The following is an 18252-nucleotide window of genomic DNA, read 5'->3' as shown; positions in this document are numbered from 1 at the left end:
ATCAAGGGCTCCTGTAGGCGCCGAAGGTCGGGGCCTCCCCGGGGGCGTAGGCCCGGCCGGCGATGTCGCGGGTGGCGCCGAGCGGGATGCCGGCGCGGGCGGGGGCGGCGGTCAGGGCGAGGCCGCCGGTCATCGGGCTTGCAGGATCGCGGAAGGCGGGCGTGCCGGTGAGGTCGGGCCCCTGGGCGTTGAGCGGCAGGCTCGTCCCGTCGCCGGTGGCCTGATTGCCCCAGCGGTAGAGCGGGGCGCCGACGGCGCTGCCGAGGAAGTTCGGGCCGATCGCGTTGTTGTTGTCGGTGGTGGTCGCCTCGACCACGATCGCGGCCACGTTCGGCCGGGTCGCGTAGGCGATGTTGTTGATCACCCGGTTGTTCGACGTGCGGTCGACCTGCTTGGTGTAGTCGGAGGCGAGCACGATCTCGCCGCGATAGACGTGCTTGCCGCCGGAATCGCGCATGTTGCCGGTGGTCGTATTGTTCACCACCGTGTTGGAGCCGGCGTCGAACAGGTTGATCCCGGCGCCGTCATTGTCGGCCGCGACGTTGAACGCGACGATGTTGTCGTCACACCACTGGTCGATCTGGATGCCGTTGCCGTCCTGGCCGGTGGTCTCCTTCTGGCCGGTGACGATGTTGTACCGGATGGTGTTGCGGTCGCCCGCGTCCTGGGCGGCGTCCTTGGCGTAGACGTGGATGCCGGAGGTGCCCGACATCCCGACGCCGTTGCCCGAGACCCGGTTGCCCTCCACCACGTAGCCGGAGCCGTTGATCTCCATCCCGTGGATGCCGTTGCCGGTCACGGTGTTGTCGAGGATGTAGCTCGGGTCCTCGGGGGGCGCGTTGATGACGTCGACGGCGACGCCGTGGGTCTGGTTGCCGGAGAGGGTGTTGCCGGTGATCCGGTGCCCGGCGCCCGCGCCGTCGCCGATCCAGATGCCGAGGCCGGACCGGGACACGGTCGAGCCCGCGACCGTCACGTGGCTCGACCCCCGGCGGATGATGAAGCCGGAATTCACCGCGCCCTGCACGGTCAGGCCGGTGACCGTCACGTAGGCGGCGTTCTCGAACACCACCGAGTTGGACAGGCGCGGTTGCGTGCCGGTTTCGGCCGCCACCGTGACCGGCGCGGCCTCGGTCCCGCGGGATCCGATGAAGACGACGTCGCCATAGCTGCCGCCGCGGACCAGCACGGTCGAGCCGGGGCCGAGGGTGGCGAAGGACACGTCGGCGAGGCGCGCCACCGTGGTGTAGCCGGGCTTCGTGCCGCCGGCGGGATCGACCAGGATGTTCTGCTGCACCTGCGCGCCGGCCGGGCCGCAGGCGGCCAGGACCGGCAGGACCAGCGCCGCGAGGGCGCTGCCGAGGATCGTGCGGGGCTGTCTCATGCCGCGAGCGCCCGGGCGATGGCGAGCCGCTTGCGCCGCTGGAACAGCCGGCGCCACACGCTGCGGCCGGCCTCCGGGCTGATCCGCGTCAGCGCGCGGGCCGCCATCTGCCAGCCGGGCAGCAGGGCCTGCGGCATCGCGAGGTCGGCAACCCGGTGGCGTGCCGCCGCGCCGAGCGGCGGCGGCCCGACCAGGCCGAGCCGGCCGAGATCCGCGACGAGGTCCGGGCGCTTGCGGTACCACAGCACCAGGGCTGCGCCCTCGCGCTCTGCGATGCGCAGATAGGCCGCCTCGTCCAGGAGGTGATGGTGATAGCCGAGCGCCTCGGGGGCGTAGAACAGGCGCATGCCGCGCCGGGCCAGCCGCTCGCCGAGCTCGATATCCTCGTGCCAGAACAGCTTCGGGTCGAAGCCCCCGGCCTCCTCCAGGAAGTGCCGGTCGACGCTGACGTTGCAGGTCAGGAACGCGTCCCAGCCGACTTCGTCGCGGCCCGCGAGCGCGTCGTAGGAGGCGTCGTGGTGAAGCGCCGAGAACGGCGAGAACGGCAGGGCCGGGTCGATGGTCATGCGCCCGAGGATCGCGGTCCTCCGTCCCCCCCGCCGCGCATGGGCGCGCCGGTGCGCCTCGACGAGGCCCGGCACCGGGATGGTGTCGTCGTTGACGATCAGGAGGCGCTCGCCCCGGGCCGCCGCAATGGCGCGGTTGCGGGCGGCGTTGGCGCCGGCATTCTCCTGGCGCAGATGGACCACCGGGATCCGGGCCGCGGCGACGGCGCGGTCGATGACCGCTCCGGTGCCGTCCGTCGAGCCGTCGTCGCAGACCACGATCTCGAAGGGCGCGTCCGTCTCCTGCCGATCGAAGGCCCAGAGGCACAGGCGCAGCGTGTCGGCGCGGTTGTAGGTCGGGATGATGACCGAGAGCACGGGATCATCGCTCATGACGAGGCTTCCGGAAGCGGGAGGGGGAGGGGATCGGTCGGGGGGCGGCGCAGGCACAGCCACCCGACCAGGGCGGCCGAGACGGCCGCGACGGCGGGGACCGTCCCGGGCGCCAGCGCGGCGGGGCCGGCCGCCCAGGCGAGGGCGGTGAGGAGGCCCGGCGCAGCCAGGATCGGGATGTCCGCCAGCGCCAGGGGCGGTCCGGCCTGCCGCCAGAAGGCATGGGCCAGCACGAGGAGCATCGCGGCCTCCGCGAGCAGCGCCGCGAGGGCCGCGCCGAGCAGGGAGTTCCAGGGGATCAGCAGCGTGCAGGCGATGAGGTTGGTGGCGCAGGCCGCCGCGCTCCCGCGCACCGCGAAGCCGGTCCGCCCCAGCGGCACGAGGCCCGCGAACAGGATCGTGGCCGCGATCAGCAGGACGCTCATCCCGGTGGCGATGCGCAGCACCGGGACGGCGCCGGGGAAGTCCGGCCCGAAGGCGAGGCGCACGAGCGGCTCCGCGAGGGCGCAGGCCGCCACCGCTCCCGCGCAGGAGGCGGCCAGGATCGGGACCAGCGCGGTGCGAACCCGGGTCCGCAGCGCTGCCGTCCCGGTCCGCGGCCGTCCGTCCACCAGGGGGCCGACGGCCCGTCCGAAGACCGGCACGAGCGGCGCACACAGGGTGATCGCCACCGCGGCCCCGAGCTCGAAGAACCGGAAGCCGGCCGTGAACTGGCCGAGCTCGGCCGCGCCCGCGAAGGCGGCCAGCATCATGAGGCTGATCCGGCCGTTGAGCGAACCGAGGGCATTCGCGACGCCCACGCCCGCCGCGGCCCGGATGGTCGCCAGGGCCTGCGGCAGGGGAGCGAGGCGGGCGGGCACGAGGCGCAGCGCGAGCGCCAGTCCCACGGCGCCGTAGGCGATGCCGGCGCCGACCGCCGCAAGGCTCAGGGCCGCCTCCGGAAGCTGCAACCGGAGCGCGAGCGCGGTCCCGCCGATCAGGATGACGGCGTTGGCGAGCGCCGGCCAGACGGACCAGCCGGGCCGCCCGCAGACCTGGAACAGGGCGTCGAGGAAGCGGGCGGCCGCGAGGGGCATCAGCAGGGCGGCCAGCGCCAGCGCGGGCTGGATGGCGTCCGGCAGCATCGGCAGAATGCAGAGCAGCGCCGCGCCGGTCCCGAGGCCGAGGACGAGCCGCGCCGACAGCATTCGGCCGAACTCGGCCGCCCGCATCTCGGGTTCGATCGCACCGAGGCGCGCCCCGAAGGTAAGGGTCGTGCCGAAATCCGCCGCGATCAGCGCCACCGCCAGGATCGCCAGGGCGAGGCCGTAGCGACCGAGGGCCGCCGGCCCGGCCATGTGCCCGACCATCACGAAGGCTGCGAGGCCTGCCGCAAGGTAGACGCCGCGGCCGGCAGCCTGCCCGAGCAGATTCGCACCGTAACGGAGCCCGCCGGCCCGTCCGCGCCCCGACAATCGGTTTACCAAGCGGATCATCTCTCGGTGACGTCTGACTGAAAACTGCGACCTACGATTGCATCGTGGCAGGCTGCGTATGGCTTGCAACCGGTGTCTCAATTTATGGTTGCAGAGTTATCGCGTTGGCAAAACCGGAGGACTGCGTATGTCCGAGACAGCCGCTGGGTCGGACCTGTGTCTCTCGCGCCGATCAGAAGCGGAGCCGGGACGGCGCCTCCGATGGGGGGAGGTGCGGGCCGCCCTGGCCGCCGATCGGGATCATTGGCGCCGCCGCGGTTGCGGGCCGGCGGCCTTTCGCCGGGGCTACCACGCGATCTGGCTCTACCGCCTGTCCCGCTATGCCCATGAGCGCGGCTGGCGGATGGCGGCGTGGCTGCTGTGGCTCGTGAACGGCTGGTGGACCGGCGCCGACATCCCGCCCTCCAGCCGGATCGCCGGCGGCCTGTTCCTGCCGCAGCCCTATGGGACCGTGATCGCCGGCGCCGTGGGCCGCGACGCCGCCTTCGGCATCCAGGCCTCCATCGGCGGCCTGCTGAAGGAGCCGGACCAGGATATCGGCGGCGGCCCGGGCCTTCCGGTGCTGGGCGACGACGTGATGCTGGAGGCGGGCGCCATCGTCCTCGGCGCCGTGCATGTCGGGGACCGCGCCCGGATCGGGCCGCGGACCATCACCCTGAAGTCCGTCGAGGCCGACGAGGAGATCATGCCGCAACCCTGGCGCCCGCTCCCCGGCCGGAACGTCGCGCCATGAGGAACGCGATGTCGGACCATGGCACCCTGTCGGGGATGCGGCGCCTCCTGGCGGCCGACTTCGCCCGCATCCTGCATCAGACCACGGGGGGGAAGCCGACCGCCCGGCTCCGACGCCTGATGCACCTCCTGCTTCCGGCCATGCAGGTGGCGATCCTGCATCGAACCGCGCATCTGCTGCACGGCAGGGGCTGGCGCCGCTCGGCCGCCCTCGTGGCGGACCTGTCGCTGCGTCTCACGGGGGCCAGCCTGCATCCGGGCTCGCGCGTGGGGCCGGGCCTGTTCGTGCCGCATCCGGCGCGGGTCGCCTTCTGCGCGACGGCCGGGGCCGACCTGACGCTGCTGCCCGGGACATTGGTCGGACCGCGGGACTGGGTCCTTCCGGACCAGCCGTTTCCCGCCGACGGTCCTGATCTCGGGGACGGCGCGATCGTCGGCGCGCACGCCGCCATCCAGGGATCGGTCGCCATCGGCGCGGGCGCGACGGTCGGCATCGCGGTCTGCAGTCTTCGGGATGTGCCGGCGGGCACCGTGACGATGATCGCCCAGCGGCAGGTTCGCAGTCCGCGGCGCCCCCAGGGGACGATTCATGGGCGCTAGACCCGGCCGCGCAGGGCCGCGGCGCCTGTCACGCGCGCCCGTGCTCCCCGCGGACCGCCCGCAGCGCGCCGCGGCCGGCTCGTGCGGGCGCGATCTGGCGGCGCAGGACGCGCTCGTAGGCGTCGAAGATGACGCGCCACGTGAAGGCCTCGGCGTGCCGGCGACGGGAGGCGGCGCCCATGACGTCGAGGCGGCCCGGCCCGGCCCGCACCAGGCTCAGGATGCCCCGCCGCAACTCGGTCTCGTCGCCGAAATAGAGCGCCTGCGGCCCCGCCACCCACCGGTTGAATGGGTTGTCGTGGGCGAGGATCGGCGAGCCCGCCCCCAGGGCCTCGACCAGCGAGGGGTTCGTCCCGCCCACCGTGTGGCCGTGGATGTGGAAGCGGGCGTGAAAGCGGAGCGCGGCCACGCGCTCGGCCTCGTAGATCGCGCCGGCGAAGATCACGTCCGGTCCGCCCGCCGCCCGGACGGCGCGGTGATACGGGTCGGACTCCGCGAGCTTGCCCAGCACGAGCAGCGGCAGGCCCGGGCGCACCTCGCTCCAGGCCCGGACGACCTGGAGCACGAGGTTCTCCGGCACCACCCGGGCGATCAGCAGTCCGTAATCGCGGGGGCGCAGGCCGAACTTCGCCAGCGGCTCGGTCGAGGCTTCCAGAACCGGGTCGGCGCCATACGCGATGGTGGTGATCCGGGCGGCCGAGGTCCCGCGGGCGAGGTGCGTGGCGATCTCCGGGTGGTCCGCCACGAGGTGCGTCGAGAACAGGCTGCCGAGGCGCTCGTTCAGCCAGAACCAGGCCTTGGCGGGCTTCGACCAGCGGTCGCGCTTCCACTCGATGCCGTCCATGTTCATGACGCTGCGCTTGGCCGTCAGCCGGTAGAGCAGCGAGAACGCCGCGGTGTTGTAGCCGAGCACGAGGGGCAGGGCGGGCCGGAAGGCCGCCCGCAGGGTGCATTTCAGGTCGAACACGATCGTCGAGACGGCACCGTCGCCCCGGACCGCGACCGGGATCAGCAGGATCCCACGCCACACCGTTGGCGGGGCCGGCTCGCGCACCTGGCAGTAGACCTCGACCCGCCAGCCCCGGGCCACGAGTTCGAGCGCGAGCCGCTCCGCCAGGGTCTCGAACCCCCCATGCGCCGCCGGCACCCCGCGTGTGCCGAGGATCGCCACCGCCGGGCGCCCGCCCGGCTCCCCCGCCTTCACATGCGCCGTGGGCGCGACACGTTCAGAGGAGTCTGAGGCATGGTCACGGTCGAACAGCGTCTGTTCCGGGAGATGGGAGCCGGAGGCTACTCCCGGCACGACCACCGGATGGAGTACATCGTGCGCGTCAACGCGCTGCTCCGCCCGGACATGCGGGTGATGGAGTTCGGCGCGGGACGCGGCAAGTGGAGCGATGATCCGGTCCCATTGCGCCGACACCTCGGCGACTTCCGCGGGCGCTGCGCCCACGTGGTCGCCTGCGACGTCGACGAGGCGGTTCTCGGCAACAAGTCGGCCGACGAGGTCCGGCTGATCGGGCACGACGGGATGCTGCCATTCCCGGACGGGAGCTTCGACCTGATCTCGGCCTTCTCGGTCCTCGAACACATCGAGCATCCCGAGCCCACCGCGGCGGAACTCGGCCGGGTTCTCGCCCCGGGCGGCTGGCTCTGCGCCTGGACGCCCAACCGCTGGGGCTATGTCGGGATCGGGGCACGGCTCATCCCGAAGCGGCTGCACGCCCGGGTGCTGCGCCTCGTCGAGCCCCGGCGGGTCGAGATCGACTCGTTCGTGCCGCTCTACACGATGAACACGGAGGCGGCGCGGAAGCGGCTTTTCCCAACTGATCGGTTCGAGCACTTCACCTACAGTTTCGACGGGCAGCCGTTCTATCATGGCGAGAACATCGTCCTGGGCAAGTTCTGGGAGCTGCTGTTCCGGCTCACGCCGGGCCCGTTCAAGGGCTACCACATGGTGTTCATTCGTAAACGACCGTGAGGGACGGTCCGGTCAGAGGCGAAGACTGCGCAGATGGCTGGCAAATCTGCGCATGTCCTCGGCCTTGCGGGCGAGGTCCGGCTGCCCGCGCAGCCGGGCCGCGAATCCGTAGGCCAGGGCGCGCAGGGTGAAGCCGAGCCGCAGCGGGGCCGAGAAGAAGGCCGGCGACGAGAGGCGCCGGCCGGCGTTGCGCAGGCTGTAGATGGTCGCCAGCCCGTCGAGCCAGCGGGGCGAGCGGGTGCCTGCCGAGCCCCCTTGGAGATGGAGAACGGCAATCCCCGGAAGGTAGGCGACGCGCCAGCCGGCATCGCGCAGGCGGCATCCCCAATCCACGTCCTCGCCGTAGAGGAACATCGGGCTGTGCAGACCGCCGATGGCGGCGATCGCCGACCGGCGCAGGAGCAGGCAGGCGCCGCAGATCCAGTCCACGTCGAGGGCTCCGGTGCCGCGGGCCTGCCGGCTGGCGAGATAGAGGCCACGCCGGCCGAGGCGGCCCGACAGGCCGGCGGCGTGCACCAGGATCGAGAGCGGGCGCGGCTCGTAGCCGGCATCGCCGACCTGATGCGTCCCGTCCGGAAAGGTCAGCCGCGGGCCGACGGCGCCGACGTCCGGATGCGCGTCGAGATGGGCCAGAAGACCGGTCAGGGCCTCCGGGTCGCGCAGGAACGCGTCGGGGTTGAGGAGCAGGATCGCCTCGCCGCGCGCGTGCTCCAGGGCGACGGCGTTGCCGCCCGCGAAGCCGTGGTTGGTGCGCTCGGCGATCACCCGCACCCAGGGGAAAGCCTTCGCGACGCGCTCCGGCGTGCCGTCGGTCGAGGCGTTGTCGACGAGGATCACCTCGTAGGGGCGGTCGATCCGGCTCGAGGCCAGCAGTTCCAGGCAGGTCGCGATGTCCCGACCGGCGTTGTAGGTGACGATCAGGACGCTGAGGCTGACGGCGCTCATGATCGGTCTCCACGTGTGAAGGGGGTATGGCCGGTCCTGGACGCGGGCGCTCCCGGGGCGCTGGCGAGGGGGGACGCGGTTCCTCTCCGTTGGGCGGGGAGGGCGCGTGTCGCGCCTCTCGGTTCCATCGGCCCGACCGGCCGGCGCGCCTGAACGGCCCTTTGCCGCTGGGCGGCACGCACCCCGGCGATCAGTCCGAGGCCGGTGTAGAGCAGCTCGGCGATGCCGAGATTCAGGCGGAAGCCCGGATCGACCAGGCCGTGCAGCAGATGCGCGATCAGCCCCACCGCGCAGGCCGCCGCAATCGCCGCGAGGGGATCGCCCACCGGCGCGCGGCGGGCCGCGCGGAACCCCCGGAAGATCCCGATCCCGAAGACCAGCGCGAAGGCCGCGTAGCCGACGATCCCGACCTCGGTGAGGATCAGGATGTGCAGGTTGTGCACCACGTGGTTCGACCGGTCGAAGAGCCCGGCGAGCCGGGACAGGCCGGTCTTGTCGAGGACCGCGAACTGATTGCCGAAGTTGTTCAGGCCGACGCCGAAGACCGGAAACTGCTCGAAGAGGGCGAGGGCCGCCGCGTTCAGCGGGCCGCGCTGGGCGGCCGAGCCGCCATCGTCGGCGGTGAGCCGCTCCCAGATCAGCGGACCGGCATAGAGGGCCGCGACGCTGCCGACGATTGCCAGAAGACCGAAGACGATCAGACTCGCCCGGGAGAACAGACGGTCCCGATAAACCAGCAGGATCAGGAGAGCGGCGGAGACCGGGAAGGTGAGCCAGGATGCGCGCGACAGGGTCAGGACCACCCCGACCAGTGCCGACGTGGCGCCCGCTGCCCCGACGAGGCGGAGGATCAGCGGGCCGCGGGAGAGGGCCAGCGCCAGGGCGAGGGGCCAGACGAACTCGTAATAATAGCCCAGGATGTTCGGGTGGACCTTCAGGCCACCGGCGCGGCGTTGCGCCGAGAAGTTGATGTTCTCCTCGACGATCTGTTCCTCGCCCAGCACCGAGAGGCCGAGTTCCGAGCCCGAGACGTATTGCAGCCCCGCCACCGCGGTCTGGACGAGGCAGAGGGCGCAGATCGCCAGCGCCAGGGTCCGGATGTCGGATTCCGACAGGTTCGAGACCGCGACCGAGACCAGGAGCAGGCCGACGAAGCGCCACGTGTCGAACCAGAGATAGGCCGGGTCGGTGGCGTTGGTGAGCGACAGCAGGCCCGCGATCAGGAAGCCGACCTGCGTCAGGACGAGGGGGCGGTCGAGCCGCAGGCCGGGCGCATTCTCCCAGAGGCCCGTGAGCTTGGCGGTGATCAGCGCCACGGCCACGAGAAGGGCGACGCTCACCGTCAGGCCGGCCCCGCCGCCGATGCTCGGCAGGTACTGCCCGACGGCCTCGAAATGCTGGAAGAAGCTCACGTCGAGCTTGACCGTCAGCCCGACCGCGAGGGCCACGAGGAGGACCGGCGTCAGGCGATAGAGCCGCCCGACGATCAGGGCGCCGACGCCGCCGAATGCCGCCGCCAACCCGACGACGGCGAACTTCAGGGGCGCCGCGCTCAGTGCGACCGCGCCAGCCGCCGCAGCGAACCCGATTCCCGCGATGGGCAGGGCCCGCAGCGTGCGAGTGTGCGCCGCGCTCACCCGAGCCACCGGTAGAGCCATTTCGGGATCGGTCTGCGGGTGCGATTGAGGACCACCCCGAGCGGGGCACCCCCGGCGGCCCTCAGGTCGGCCAGGGCCTGCTGGGCCACGGCTCGGCGGGTGCGCTCGGCGCCGATCACCACGATGAAGCCGTCCACGAAGGGTGAGAGCGCCGCGGCGTCGCCGATCTCGGTGATCGGCTCGCAATCCACGAGGGCGAGATCGAAGCGCTCGTCGACCAGCGCCAGGAAATCCTCGACGCGCCCGTCGTCCAAGGTCGCCTTCCGGATCGCCGCCGGGGTTCCCGCGGGCACGACGCTGAGGCCGTCGGCGACCGCGTGGACGCCGCGGCTCGGCGCGACCGACCCGGCGACGATGTCGGCGAAGCCCGGCCGTCCGATCAGTCCGTAAGCCTCGGCGAGGGACGGGCGGGACCAGTTGGCTTCGATCAGCACGGCGCTGCGGCCGCGCCGGGCGTAGGCGCCGGCGAGCTCGCGGGCGAGCGTGCTCACGCCCTCGCCGGTCTGGACCGCGGTGATGCCGACCCGGCGCACGCGCGCCTCGTTCCGGGTGAGCTGGACGAGCGCCGGTTCGAGGATCGCCGGATCGATGCGGGGGGCGGCTGCGGCGGCGATCATCCGGCGGTTCCTGTCTGCAGCGGCACCGCGGCCAGAACGGGCACCCGCAGCGAGCGGGCAACCTCCGACGCGCTGCGGTAGGTCTGGGCCAAGATCTCCGCGAGGGCGACGTAGGCCAGCGCGGCGAGCAGACCGAGACCGGCCGCGAGGCCGAGGATCAGCGGCCGGTTCGGGCCGGAGGGCAGCCGCGGCGGCACGGCGCGCGCCACCAGGGCCGAGGAGGTGACGGCCTGCGCGTCGAGGCCGGTGCCGGTCTTCAGCGCGTCGATCCGCTTCTGCGTCTCGGTGATCTCGTCGGTGAGCAGGCCCTTCTGCTGGGTCAGCCGGCCATAGGCCAGCGCCGCGTCGCTCTGGCCGATGGCGGCCTTGCGGCGCGTCTGCTCAATCGCCGTGATGCTCTGGATCTTCTCGGCCAGCACGGCGAGCTTCGCCGTGTCGGCGGCGAGGAGCGACTGATACTTCTGCCGCGCCAGGGCGGCGAGATCGCGGTCGAGGCTCACGTATTCGGGCGCGGTCGGCCGGAACCGGACCGCGAGTTCGGCACGCTTCGTCTTCAGGTCCGCCCAGCGCTGGTCGAAAGCGGTGACCGTCGGGTCGGCGTCGGAGGGCGTCGGCTGCCAGCGGTCGGGTCCGGCCTCGCGGGTGCGCTTGAGACGGGTCTCGACCACCTCGCGCTCGATCTGCGCCGCCGATTTCTGCTTGGCGAGATCGGCCAGCGTGCCGAGGTCGTTCTGCTGCTCGATCTCGAAGCTCGCGGTGTTGTTGCCCTTGAGGTAGGTCGCGAGCTGCGCGTCGATGGCGGCGAGGTCGGCCCGGGCGCGTTCCAGCTTGCTCTGGTAGAACGAGGCCGGCGTCTCGTCGGCGTAGACCTCCACGTGCCGGCGCTTGTAGGCGTCGAGCAGCCGGTTGAGCGCCTGCGCGGCGAAGTGCGGATCCGTCCAGGTGAAGCCGGTCACGATCACGTCCGTCTCCTTGACGAACGCTACCTTGAAGGCCGCGAGATAGGCCTCGTAGAGCTTCTCGTCCGGCGTGAGGTGTCGCAGCAGGCCCACCGCCTCGAAGGGCACCCGCACCGTCTCGACGATCCAGGTCTTGACCGCCTTGGCGCTGCGCAGGACCTGGCGCCCCTGGTAGATGAACCAGTCGATCCAGTCCGCGGGGGGCGGGCCGGGATCGCCGGTGGGCGTCATCTGCTTCAGCGCCGCGAACTCGTCGCGCACGATGCTGGGGTCGCGCAGGATCTCGATCTCGTTGTTCACGTTCTGCGCGCGCTCGGAGAACATGTAGTTCTGGTTGGCGCCGCCCTGGAGCGGGGCGCCCGCCTTCTCGCGTCCGAGACGGATGATCAGCTTGGCGTCCGCCGTGTATTCGGCCGGGGTCAGCAGAAGGTAGATCCCGGCGCCGACGATGGCCGCGACCAGGATCAGCAGGGCCGGCCGGATGTGCCGGAACAGGGCCGCGAGGGCGTCGCGGAGGTCGAAGGCCGGGCCTTCGCCCGCGTCGGGGGCGGTCAGGTCGGTCTGGCTCACGTGCCGGACCTCACGGTGGCGGTGTTGGAGGTGCTGGCGGACGGCCCGGTGATGTAGTTCACGCCGAAGCCGGTCCCGTTGAAGAGCAGGATCTGGCGCACCACGAGATCCACCGCGCGGGCGGTCTTCGCGAGCAGCGACGGCGGCACGTAGACGGTGGCGTTGGGCGGCACGACGATCGAGTCCGCGAGCCCCGGCTGGCTGATATCGACGATGCGGACGCTGCCGGCCGCCTCCGCGTCGAAGCGGATGATGCGCACGGCCTCGCCGGCTGCCGTCGGCAGGACGCCGCCGGCCGAGCCCAGGACCTGTGCCAGGGTCCGCGGCCCCTGAAGGCTGACCGGGCCCGGGGCGCGCACCTCGCCGAACACCATGGTGTTGGCCGGGACGAGGCTCGCGAGCCGCACGCTGGTCGTGACCGAGGCGAGCTGGTGCTTGTAGGCGGCGTTCAGGCTGCCGGCGACCTCGTGCACGGTCCGGCCCGCCGCCTGGACGGCTGGCACCATCGGCAGGTTGATCTTGCCGTCCGGCTCGATCGCCAGGACCTTCACGCGGCCCATATCGGCCCGCTGGGTGAGGTCGCGGAAATCGTCCGTCACGGTGCGGAACCGGCGCAGCATCACCGTGACGACGGGGTCGATCAGCACGTCGTCGTAGGTGCTTTTGATCAGCGCGGCCGCGGCTTCCGGCGACAGCCCCGCGACCTTGATGCCGTTCTTGCCGGGCAGCGAGATCCGGCCGTCCGGCCGGACGATCACGGTCCGGTTGTACTCCGGATGGGTGCGGAAATCGACGTCGAACTCATCGTTCGGATTCAGCCGGTAGGTCGGCTGGACGACGCTGGAATCGATCAGGAACGAGACTTCGACATTGTCGCCGACATTGAGCCGGTAGTTCGCCAGCCCGAGGCGCATGGTGCGTCCGACCTCCTCCTGCGCCGCGGCGACCAACGCGGGCGGCAGGCCCTCCGAGATGGTGCCGGTTTGGGTCACGTCGGTTCCCGCGCGCGTCGCGCTCTGCGGACGGCTCGACATGCAGCCCGCGAGCAGCGGGGCGCAGCCGAGCAGCGCAACGGCGACCCCCAGGACGCCGGCCGGGCGACGGGCGTGCCGGGACGGCGCGCCGCGGAATCCAGACAGGGAAAACGCCATCGACCTCAGCCGCATCCTGCTCGACTGCGCTCGCTCGAAGACAACCCATGATCGAGCCGCGCACCGCGATACAATCGCAAAGCTTGGTTAACGAGGCTTGAACCCGGCTTTTCCCAATTCTATCAGAGGTTGTAAATCGCAAGCCGTGGCAAACTGCGGAGGCGGACTCCCGCCCGTGAGGGACGTCGGGCTCGCTGCGGGCGCGACCTTCGAGATAGCGCGAAATGAAAAGGCCTGACGTTCGAGCCGCTGGACGAGGCGGTCCCGTCGAGATCCCGACACCTCAGACTTCGGTACTCTCGATCGAAAGCTGTATACATCCGGGCGCTTGCTCGGATTTAACGACGTGATTTATAGTTCGCTGGTGAAAGCCGGTCCGAGCTGCGGGTCGAAACTCTGCGGCGCGGTGCCGGACGGCATTGTTCGTTGCGAGGAGGGCGTGCCGCATGGCGGGCGTGAGGCCGGATCTCTTCGCTCGCCTGCGCGACGACCTTGAGACAGGGTTCCGGGAAGATCTCGAGGAGGCGGTCGTCGATCCTGCGCGCTGGCCTGATCTGGCCGAGCGCACCGTGCGGGCGTCCGGCAGCGAGGGAGCCCTGCTCCTCCGGTCCGATCGAAGAAGCCTTGAATCGCTCTGCACCGCGTCGCTCGCCGACGCATCGCGCCGCTACTTCGACGAAGGCTGGCACCGCGACGACCACCGCCTGCGCGGAATCCCGTTCATGCGGACGCGCGGGATCGCGGTCGATCAGGACTTCACCACCCCTGAGGAAGTCGCACGCCTGCCCTTCTACCAGGATCTGCTCGCCTCCCGCGGCCTGCGCTGGTTCGCCGGCATCGGCTTCGCAGTGAAGGGTCGTCTCTGGTGCCTGTCCCTGCAGCGGACGGTGGAGCAGGGGCCGTACGAGGCACACGAGCAACGGCGCCTCGCCACCCTGTCGCCGCTTCTGCAGCGCGCGGCTCTGCTGACGTCGATGGTGGAGCAGGCCCGCCTGGCGGGGCTGACGCAGGCCTTCGAGCTGATCGACCGGCCCGCCCTGATCCTCGATTTCGAGGGGCGCGCGCTCCGCTGGAACGACGCCTTCGGCGCGCTCCTCGGTCGCGACCTGAAGCTCACGGGCGGTCGCCTCACTGCGGACAATCCGGAGGCAACCCGGCAGCTGGAAGCCCTGGCGCGGCCCTTCGGCCGCCCGCCCATCTCCTCCGTGGTGGTGCCGCGACAGGACGCGCCGCCCATCGTGATCCACGTCGTGCCGTTGGTCGGACCGACCCGCGGCCTGTTCGGGGGAGCGAGCACGCTCCTCCTCTGCAGCGTTCCCGGGACCATGACGGTGCCGACCTCCACCATTCTCCAGGCGGTCTATCGGCTGACTCCCGCGGAGGCACGTCTCGCCCTGGCCTTGTCGACTGGCACCTCGCTCGCGGAGAGCGCAGCGCGGTTTGCGATCACTGCGGCAACCGCCCGCTCGCAGCTGAAGGCGATTTTCGCCAAGACCGGCGCGATACGCCAGTCCGACCTCGTGCGACTGGTGGCGAGTCTCGCGCGCTGACCGCGCCCATCGCGGTGAACCGGAACAGGTGCGTCCCGGTCCCGGCCCCCAATGGAACGGGTCGGACCGCGCAGCCGTTTCCGGTCGACTGCAAGGAGACATGTCGATGACGAACCGGATCGCCTTCGCTTCTGCCCTGGCCATCGCGGCCCTGCTCACCGGCGCGCCGGCTGAGGCAAAGGGCTGCCTCAAAGGTGCCGTGGTCGGCGGCGTTGCCGGACATATGGCGGGCCACGGCAAGATGGGCGCTGCCGCTGGCTGCGCCATCGGTCACCACAACGCCAACAAGAAGGCCAAGCAGGGCTAGCCTGTCTGCACGCGATGCCGTCGTAGGCGACGGGATCGCGTAGCGACGACGCTAATTCGACAAGTGTCTATTGCCGAGGCCGGATTCTCCCTGAGAATCCGGCCTCTTTGCATTCTCGAACCTCACCCGGTCGCACCGAGTCGATGCCGGTTGCGCGGGCGTCCTCGGGGCCAGCCCAGATCCTGGCTGCAACCTCCGCGGGTACAGCCGGAATCTCGAAACACCGCCGCTCAGCCGTCGTCGCAGCGGCTGCCCCGTTCGCCTTCGGCCACCACCAGCTTGCGTGGCCCGACGCAAGCTCCGCGCAAGCCCGCCCGTTGACCGTTCTTTCGAGCTATTCTAATTAAGAACTGTCGGGGGAACGATCCCGAAACGGTTCCACCGCCCCCCAGTCAGCCGATGGAGAGACCCGATGGCCGGTACCGCGAACGCCGCTTGCGAGAGCTGCCGCTTCTTCGACGATCACAAGCTCAACGGCGCCCAGGCAAAGGGTGACGAAGGCCTCTGCCGCTTCAATCCTCCGGTCAGCCAGCCCGCCCCGGAGTCGAAGGGCCTCTGGCCGGTCGTCGCCTCCAAGGACTGGTGCGGCCACTTCACTGCCGAGATGTCCGCCGCCGAGTAATACACCGGCTCTCCGAGCCTGCGGGATCAGTCTCCAGGCGACCATCCCGCCGCAGCGTCACGGTTGCCCGCCTGCGGTGGCCGTGCCCGCCCGAGATAGCTCCGTGCCATTGCCGGCGCTTGGCGGCTTCGCTTAACGGGCCGCCGTGACAGACGTGATACGTTCGACCACCGGGGCCGATCGTTCTGCCATCGCGGCGATCTACGGTGACGCCGTCGCTGCGAGCACGGCCAGCGTCGAGACGGAGCCGCCGACGCTCTCGCAATAGAGGCGCCGCTACGATGTCCTGCGCGGAGGCGGCTATCCCCGCGTCGTGGCCGATTGAGCCGACACGGTTGCGGGCTATGCCGATGCCGGTCCCTAGCGCCGGCGCGCCGCCTGCCGCTCGACCCGCGAGGATTTGATCCACGGGGCCCGGTCGGGCCGCGGCGGGCGCCGCCCGCTTGCGACCCCGGTCGCGGGTAGCGAGCAGATCGACCGCCGAACTCTGGTCCCCATCATCGCCGACAGCGGCTCTCCCGTCTCGATTGCATTGCATGAAAGCCTCGGCTGCACGCCTGTCGCATCCTTGCTGGCGTGGCGGCCGCAAGCCCGGGCGCTGGCGCGCCATGATGCTCATGCAGGGCGCGCTCTGACCCGACCGAAGCCTGCCGCCGACGCGGATCGGACCGCGAGCCCCCGTTTCGCAGGGCCGATTACGCCCCAACACTGCGGTTGGGTTGTCATGATGCGGACAACTTCGCGCGGGACAGGGCGGGCATGATGCGCACGTCGTCCGGTTCTCGGCTCGGCGCGGGCGCGATGGCGCGGGGAGAGCGGTCTTTCCGCGCGCGAAAGCGGTTTACGCGAGGGCGGGCGGTCAAGGCTCCATCACGACTCGCGAGGGATGGGAGTTCAGGTATGCGGTTTACATCGATCGGTCGCCGGGTTGCGCCGCTCGCAATCCTGGCGCTCTCGGCATTGGCGAGCACGGCCCAGGCCAAGACGCCCACTGATCCCAGCGGCACCTACCTGACCGAGGACGGCCGGGCGCGCGTGCGTCTCGAGAAGTGCGGGACCGCGGGCGACCGGCTGTGTGGCTACGTGGTTTGGCTGAAGGTTCCGCTCAACGACAAGGGCGAGCCGCGGATCGACTTCAAGAACCCCGATCCCAAGAAGCAGGCGCGGCCGTCGCTCGGTCACCAGCTGATCCTGGGCCTGAAGCCGAACGCGGACGCCCATTTCGAGGGCAAGATCTACAATTCCGAGGACGGCAAATCCTACGACGTCACCATCTGGACCGACACGCCCGGCGAGCTGACGGTGCGCGGCTGCCTGATCGCGTTCCTGTGCAAGTCGCAGACCTGGACCAAGGTCACCGATCTCGCGCCCGGTCAGCTCCCGGGCCCGACCAATGGTCCGAACGGTCCGCGCACCGATCCGGAGTACGCCAGCGCCGCCCCCAAGCCGACCGCCAAGGCCGGTGCCAAACCGGCCCAGAAGCCCGCCGCCACCGAGGCGCCCCCCGCGGAGTGAGGGGCACCGGCCTTCAATCGGCCAGGGCCGCGTAGGTCAGGACGCGCAGTTCGCGCCGGATCGGCAGAGCCGAAGACGGCACGAGCTGCGTCATGAGCACCACCGACAGATCCTCGGCGGGATCGATCCAGAACGCCGTCGAGGCGAGGCCGCCCCAGGCGACCTCGCCGGGCGTGCCGAGGATCTGGGCGCGGGCCGGATCGAGCATCACCGAGAAGCCCAGACCGAAGCCGATGCCGGAGTATGAAGTCTCGGCGAAGCGCGGCGTGCCCATCGCGGCCAGATCGCCCGGCAGGTGGTTCGACAGCATCAAATCCACGGTCTTGCGGCCCAGGAGGCGCGTGCCGTCGAGGGTGCCGCGGTTGAGGATCATCCGGCAGAAGCGCTGGTAATCGGCGGCCGTGGAGACGAGGCCGCCGCCGCCCGACGCGATGGCGGGCGGCTTCGCGAAGGCCGTCTCCACGGAATCGTCGAACAGGCGCAGCTGCCTTGCGCGGTCATACGCGTAGGTGGCGCAGAAGCGCGGCATCAGCTCCGGCCGGACGAAGAAGTCGGTATCGATCATGCCCAGCGGCTCGATCACCGCCTCACGGAGATAGTCGGCGAACGGACGACCGCTCAGTGCGGCCACGAACTGGCCGAGCACGTCGGTGGCGACGCTGTAGTTCCAGGCGCTGCCCGGCTGGGCGAGGAGCGGCAGCTTCGCTACCCGGGCTGTCATCTCGGCGAGCGTGCCCTCGCGCGCCAGGTAGTCGACGCCGTGCTCGCGATACTGCGCATCGACGAGGGTCGCCTCCATGAAGCCGTAGGTCAGCCCGGCCGTGTGAGTCAGCAGGTCCCGCACGGTGATCGCCCGGCGGGCCGGCTCGGTCTCCAGCTTCGCCCGGTTGCCGCCAACGGCAACCCGCATCTCGGCGAATTCGGGCAGGACCCGGGAGACCGGATCGTCGAGCTGGAACAGGCCCTGCTCGTAGAGCTGCATCACCGCCACCGAGGTGAGCGGCTTGGTCATCGAGTAGATCCGCGTCACCGTATCGAGGGTGAAGGGCGTCGCCCGGGCGAGGTCGGCCTGCCCGCAGGCGCGCGCGAAGGCGACACGGCCGCGCCGCGCCACGGTGACCGACAGGCCGGCGAGCCGGCCCTCGTCGACGAGGCGGTCCATCCATGGCGCGATCCGGGCGAGACCTTCCGGGCTGAACCCGGCGCCGGTCGGATCGGTCTCGGTCAGCGCGCTCATGCGGTCTCCTC

General features: G+C 71.0%; 17 protein-coding genes. 7 read left to right on the top strand and 10 right to left on the bottom strand.

Annotation, left to right across the window (positions count from 1 at the left end):
- Window position 1: 1 nt before the first annotated feature.
- Genes BM396_RS14440 through BM396_RS14430 form a run of 3 tightly spaced genes read right to left on the bottom strand, consistent with a single transcriptional unit; the run spans window position 2 to window position 3797 of the window.
- A complete protein-coding gene (locus tag BM396_RS14440) occupies window positions 2-1384 on the bottom strand; it encodes a right-handed parallel beta-helix repeat-containing protein (RefSeq protein ID WP_043386977.1) in 1383 nt (460 codons plus the stop codon).
- Window positions 1381-2322: a glycosyltransferase family 2 protein gene (locus tag BM396_RS14435; protein WP_043386979.1), complete on the bottom strand. Its 942-nt coding sequence runs from the start codon at window positions 2320-2322 to the stop codon at window positions 1381-1383. The genes BM396_RS14440 and BM396_RS14435 overlap by 4 nt, the downstream gene beginning before the upstream one ends.
- Window positions 2319-3797 (bottom strand): lipopolysaccharide biosynthesis protein, encoded by a 1479-nt coding sequence (locus tag BM396_RS14430; RefSeq protein ID WP_043386982.1) that lies wholly within the window; start codon window positions 3795-3797, stop codon window positions 2319-2321. The genes BM396_RS14435 and BM396_RS14430 overlap by 4 nt, the downstream gene beginning before the upstream one ends.
- Window positions 3798-4008: 211 nt before the next feature.
- Here BM396_RS14430 and BM396_RS14425 point away from each other — a divergent pair, with 211 nt between their 5' ends.
- Window positions 4009-4530: a serine O-acetyltransferase gene (locus BM396_RS14425; protein WP_236961721.1), complete on the top strand. Its 522-nt coding sequence runs from the start codon at window positions 4009-4011 to the stop codon at window positions 4528-4530.
- Complete coding sequence (locus BM396_RS14420; RefSeq protein ID WP_043386983.1) at window positions 4527-5129, top strand: serine acetyltransferase; 603 nt, start codon at window positions 4527-4529, stop codon at window positions 5127-5129. The genes BM396_RS14425 and BM396_RS14420 overlap by 4 nt, the downstream gene beginning before the upstream one ends.
- A 28-nt stretch (window positions 5130-5157) precedes the next feature.
- On the opposite strand, the gene BM396_RS14415 is transcribed toward BM396_RS14420, so the two are convergent.
- Window positions 5158-6300, bottom strand: a complete 1143-nt coding sequence (locus BM396_RS14415; RefSeq protein ID WP_043387006.1) for a DUF1972 domain-containing protein — start codon at window positions 6298-6300, stop codon at window positions 5158-5160.
- A gap of 72 nt (window positions 6301-6372) precedes the next feature.
- Here BM396_RS14415 and BM396_RS14410 point away from each other — a divergent pair, with 72 nt between their 5' ends.
- Window positions 6373-7110: a class I SAM-dependent methyltransferase gene (locus BM396_RS14410; protein ID WP_043354823.1), complete on the top strand. Its 738-nt coding sequence runs from the start codon at window positions 6373-6375 to the stop codon at window positions 7108-7110.
- A gap of 12 nt (window positions 7111-7122) precedes the next feature.
- On the opposite strand, the gene BM396_RS14405 is transcribed toward BM396_RS14410, so the two are convergent.
- From BM396_RS14405 to BM396_RS14385, 5 genes are read right to left on the bottom strand one after another with little or no spacing between them, the layout of a single operon-like run.
- On the bottom strand, window positions 7123-8055 hold the full coding sequence (locus BM396_RS14405) for a glycosyltransferase family 2 protein (RefSeq protein WP_043386985.1): 933 nt from the start codon (window positions 8053-8055) through the stop codon (window positions 7123-7125).
- Window positions 8052-9692, bottom strand: a complete 1641-nt coding sequence (locus BM396_RS14400; protein ID WP_244538875.1) for an O-antigen ligase family protein — start codon at window positions 9690-9692, stop codon at window positions 8052-8054. Before BM396_RS14400 ends, BM396_RS14405 begins: the two co-directional genes overlap by 4 nt.
- Entirely contained in the window at window positions 9689-10330 is a 642-nt protein-coding gene (locus BM396_RS14395; protein ID WP_043386986.1) for a CpsD/CapB family tyrosine-protein kinase, read from the bottom strand. Before BM396_RS14395 ends, BM396_RS14400 begins: the two co-directional genes overlap by 4 nt.
- Window positions 10327-11859, bottom strand: a complete 1533-nt coding sequence (locus tag BM396_RS14390) for a GumC family protein (protein WP_043386987.1) — start codon at window positions 11857-11859, stop codon at window positions 10327-10329. Before BM396_RS14390 ends, BM396_RS14395 begins: the two co-directional genes overlap by 4 nt.
- On the bottom strand, window positions 11856-13010 hold the full coding sequence (locus tag BM396_RS14385) for a polysaccharide biosynthesis/export family protein (protein WP_043349351.1): 1155 nt from the start codon (window positions 13008-13010) through the stop codon (window positions 11856-11858). Before BM396_RS14385 ends, BM396_RS14390 begins: the two co-directional genes overlap by 4 nt.
- A 446-nt stretch (window positions 13011-13456) precedes the next feature.
- Between BM396_RS14385 and BM396_RS14380 the strand changes: the two genes are divergently transcribed.
- The 4 genes from BM396_RS14380 (at window position 13457) to BM396_RS14360 (ending at window position 17004) form a co-directional block, all read left to right on the top strand.
- On the top strand, window positions 13457-14560 hold the full coding sequence (locus BM396_RS14380) for a helix-turn-helix transcriptional regulator (RefSeq protein WP_043386989.1): 1104 nt from the start codon (window positions 13457-13459) through the stop codon (window positions 14558-14560).
- A gap of 106 nt (window positions 14561-14666) precedes the next feature.
- The gene (locus BM396_RS14375) at window positions 14667-14867 is read left to right on the top strand and encodes a glycine zipper 2TM domain containing protein (RefSeq protein ID WP_043349362.1); all 201 of its coding nucleotides are present in this window, start codon (window positions 14667-14669) and stop codon (window positions 14865-14867) included.
- 412 nt (window positions 14868-15279) lie between these two features.
- The gene (locus tag BM396_RS14370) at window positions 15280-15489 is read left to right on the top strand and encodes a hypothetical protein (protein WP_043386991.1); all 210 of its coding nucleotides are present in this window, start codon (window positions 15280-15282) and stop codon (window positions 15487-15489) included.
- Window positions 15490-16389: 900 nt separating this feature from the next.
- Window positions 16390-17004 (top strand): DUF2147 domain-containing protein, encoded by a 615-nt coding sequence (locus BM396_RS14360; protein ID WP_043349347.1) that lies wholly within the window; start codon window positions 16390-16392, stop codon window positions 17002-17004.
- A gap of 13 nt (window positions 17005-17017) precedes the next feature.
- Here BM396_RS14360 and BM396_RS14355 read toward each other — a convergent pair whose 3' ends face one another.
- Window positions 17018-18241: a serine hydrolase domain-containing protein gene (locus BM396_RS14355; RefSeq protein ID WP_043386993.1), complete on the bottom strand. Its 1224-nt coding sequence runs from the start codon at window positions 18239-18241 to the stop codon at window positions 17018-17020.
- Window positions 18242-18252 lie beyond the last annotated feature (11 nt).

It is taken from the genome of Methylobacterium sp. UNCCL125, assembly GCF_900116795.1.
Taxonomy (GTDB): Bacteria; Pseudomonadota; Alphaproteobacteria; order Rhizobiales; family Beijerinckiaceae; genus Methylobacterium; species Methylobacterium fujisawaense.
The sequence above is the reverse complement of the archived record's forward strand: the minus strand, read 5'-3'. Positions and strand labels throughout refer to the sequence as shown.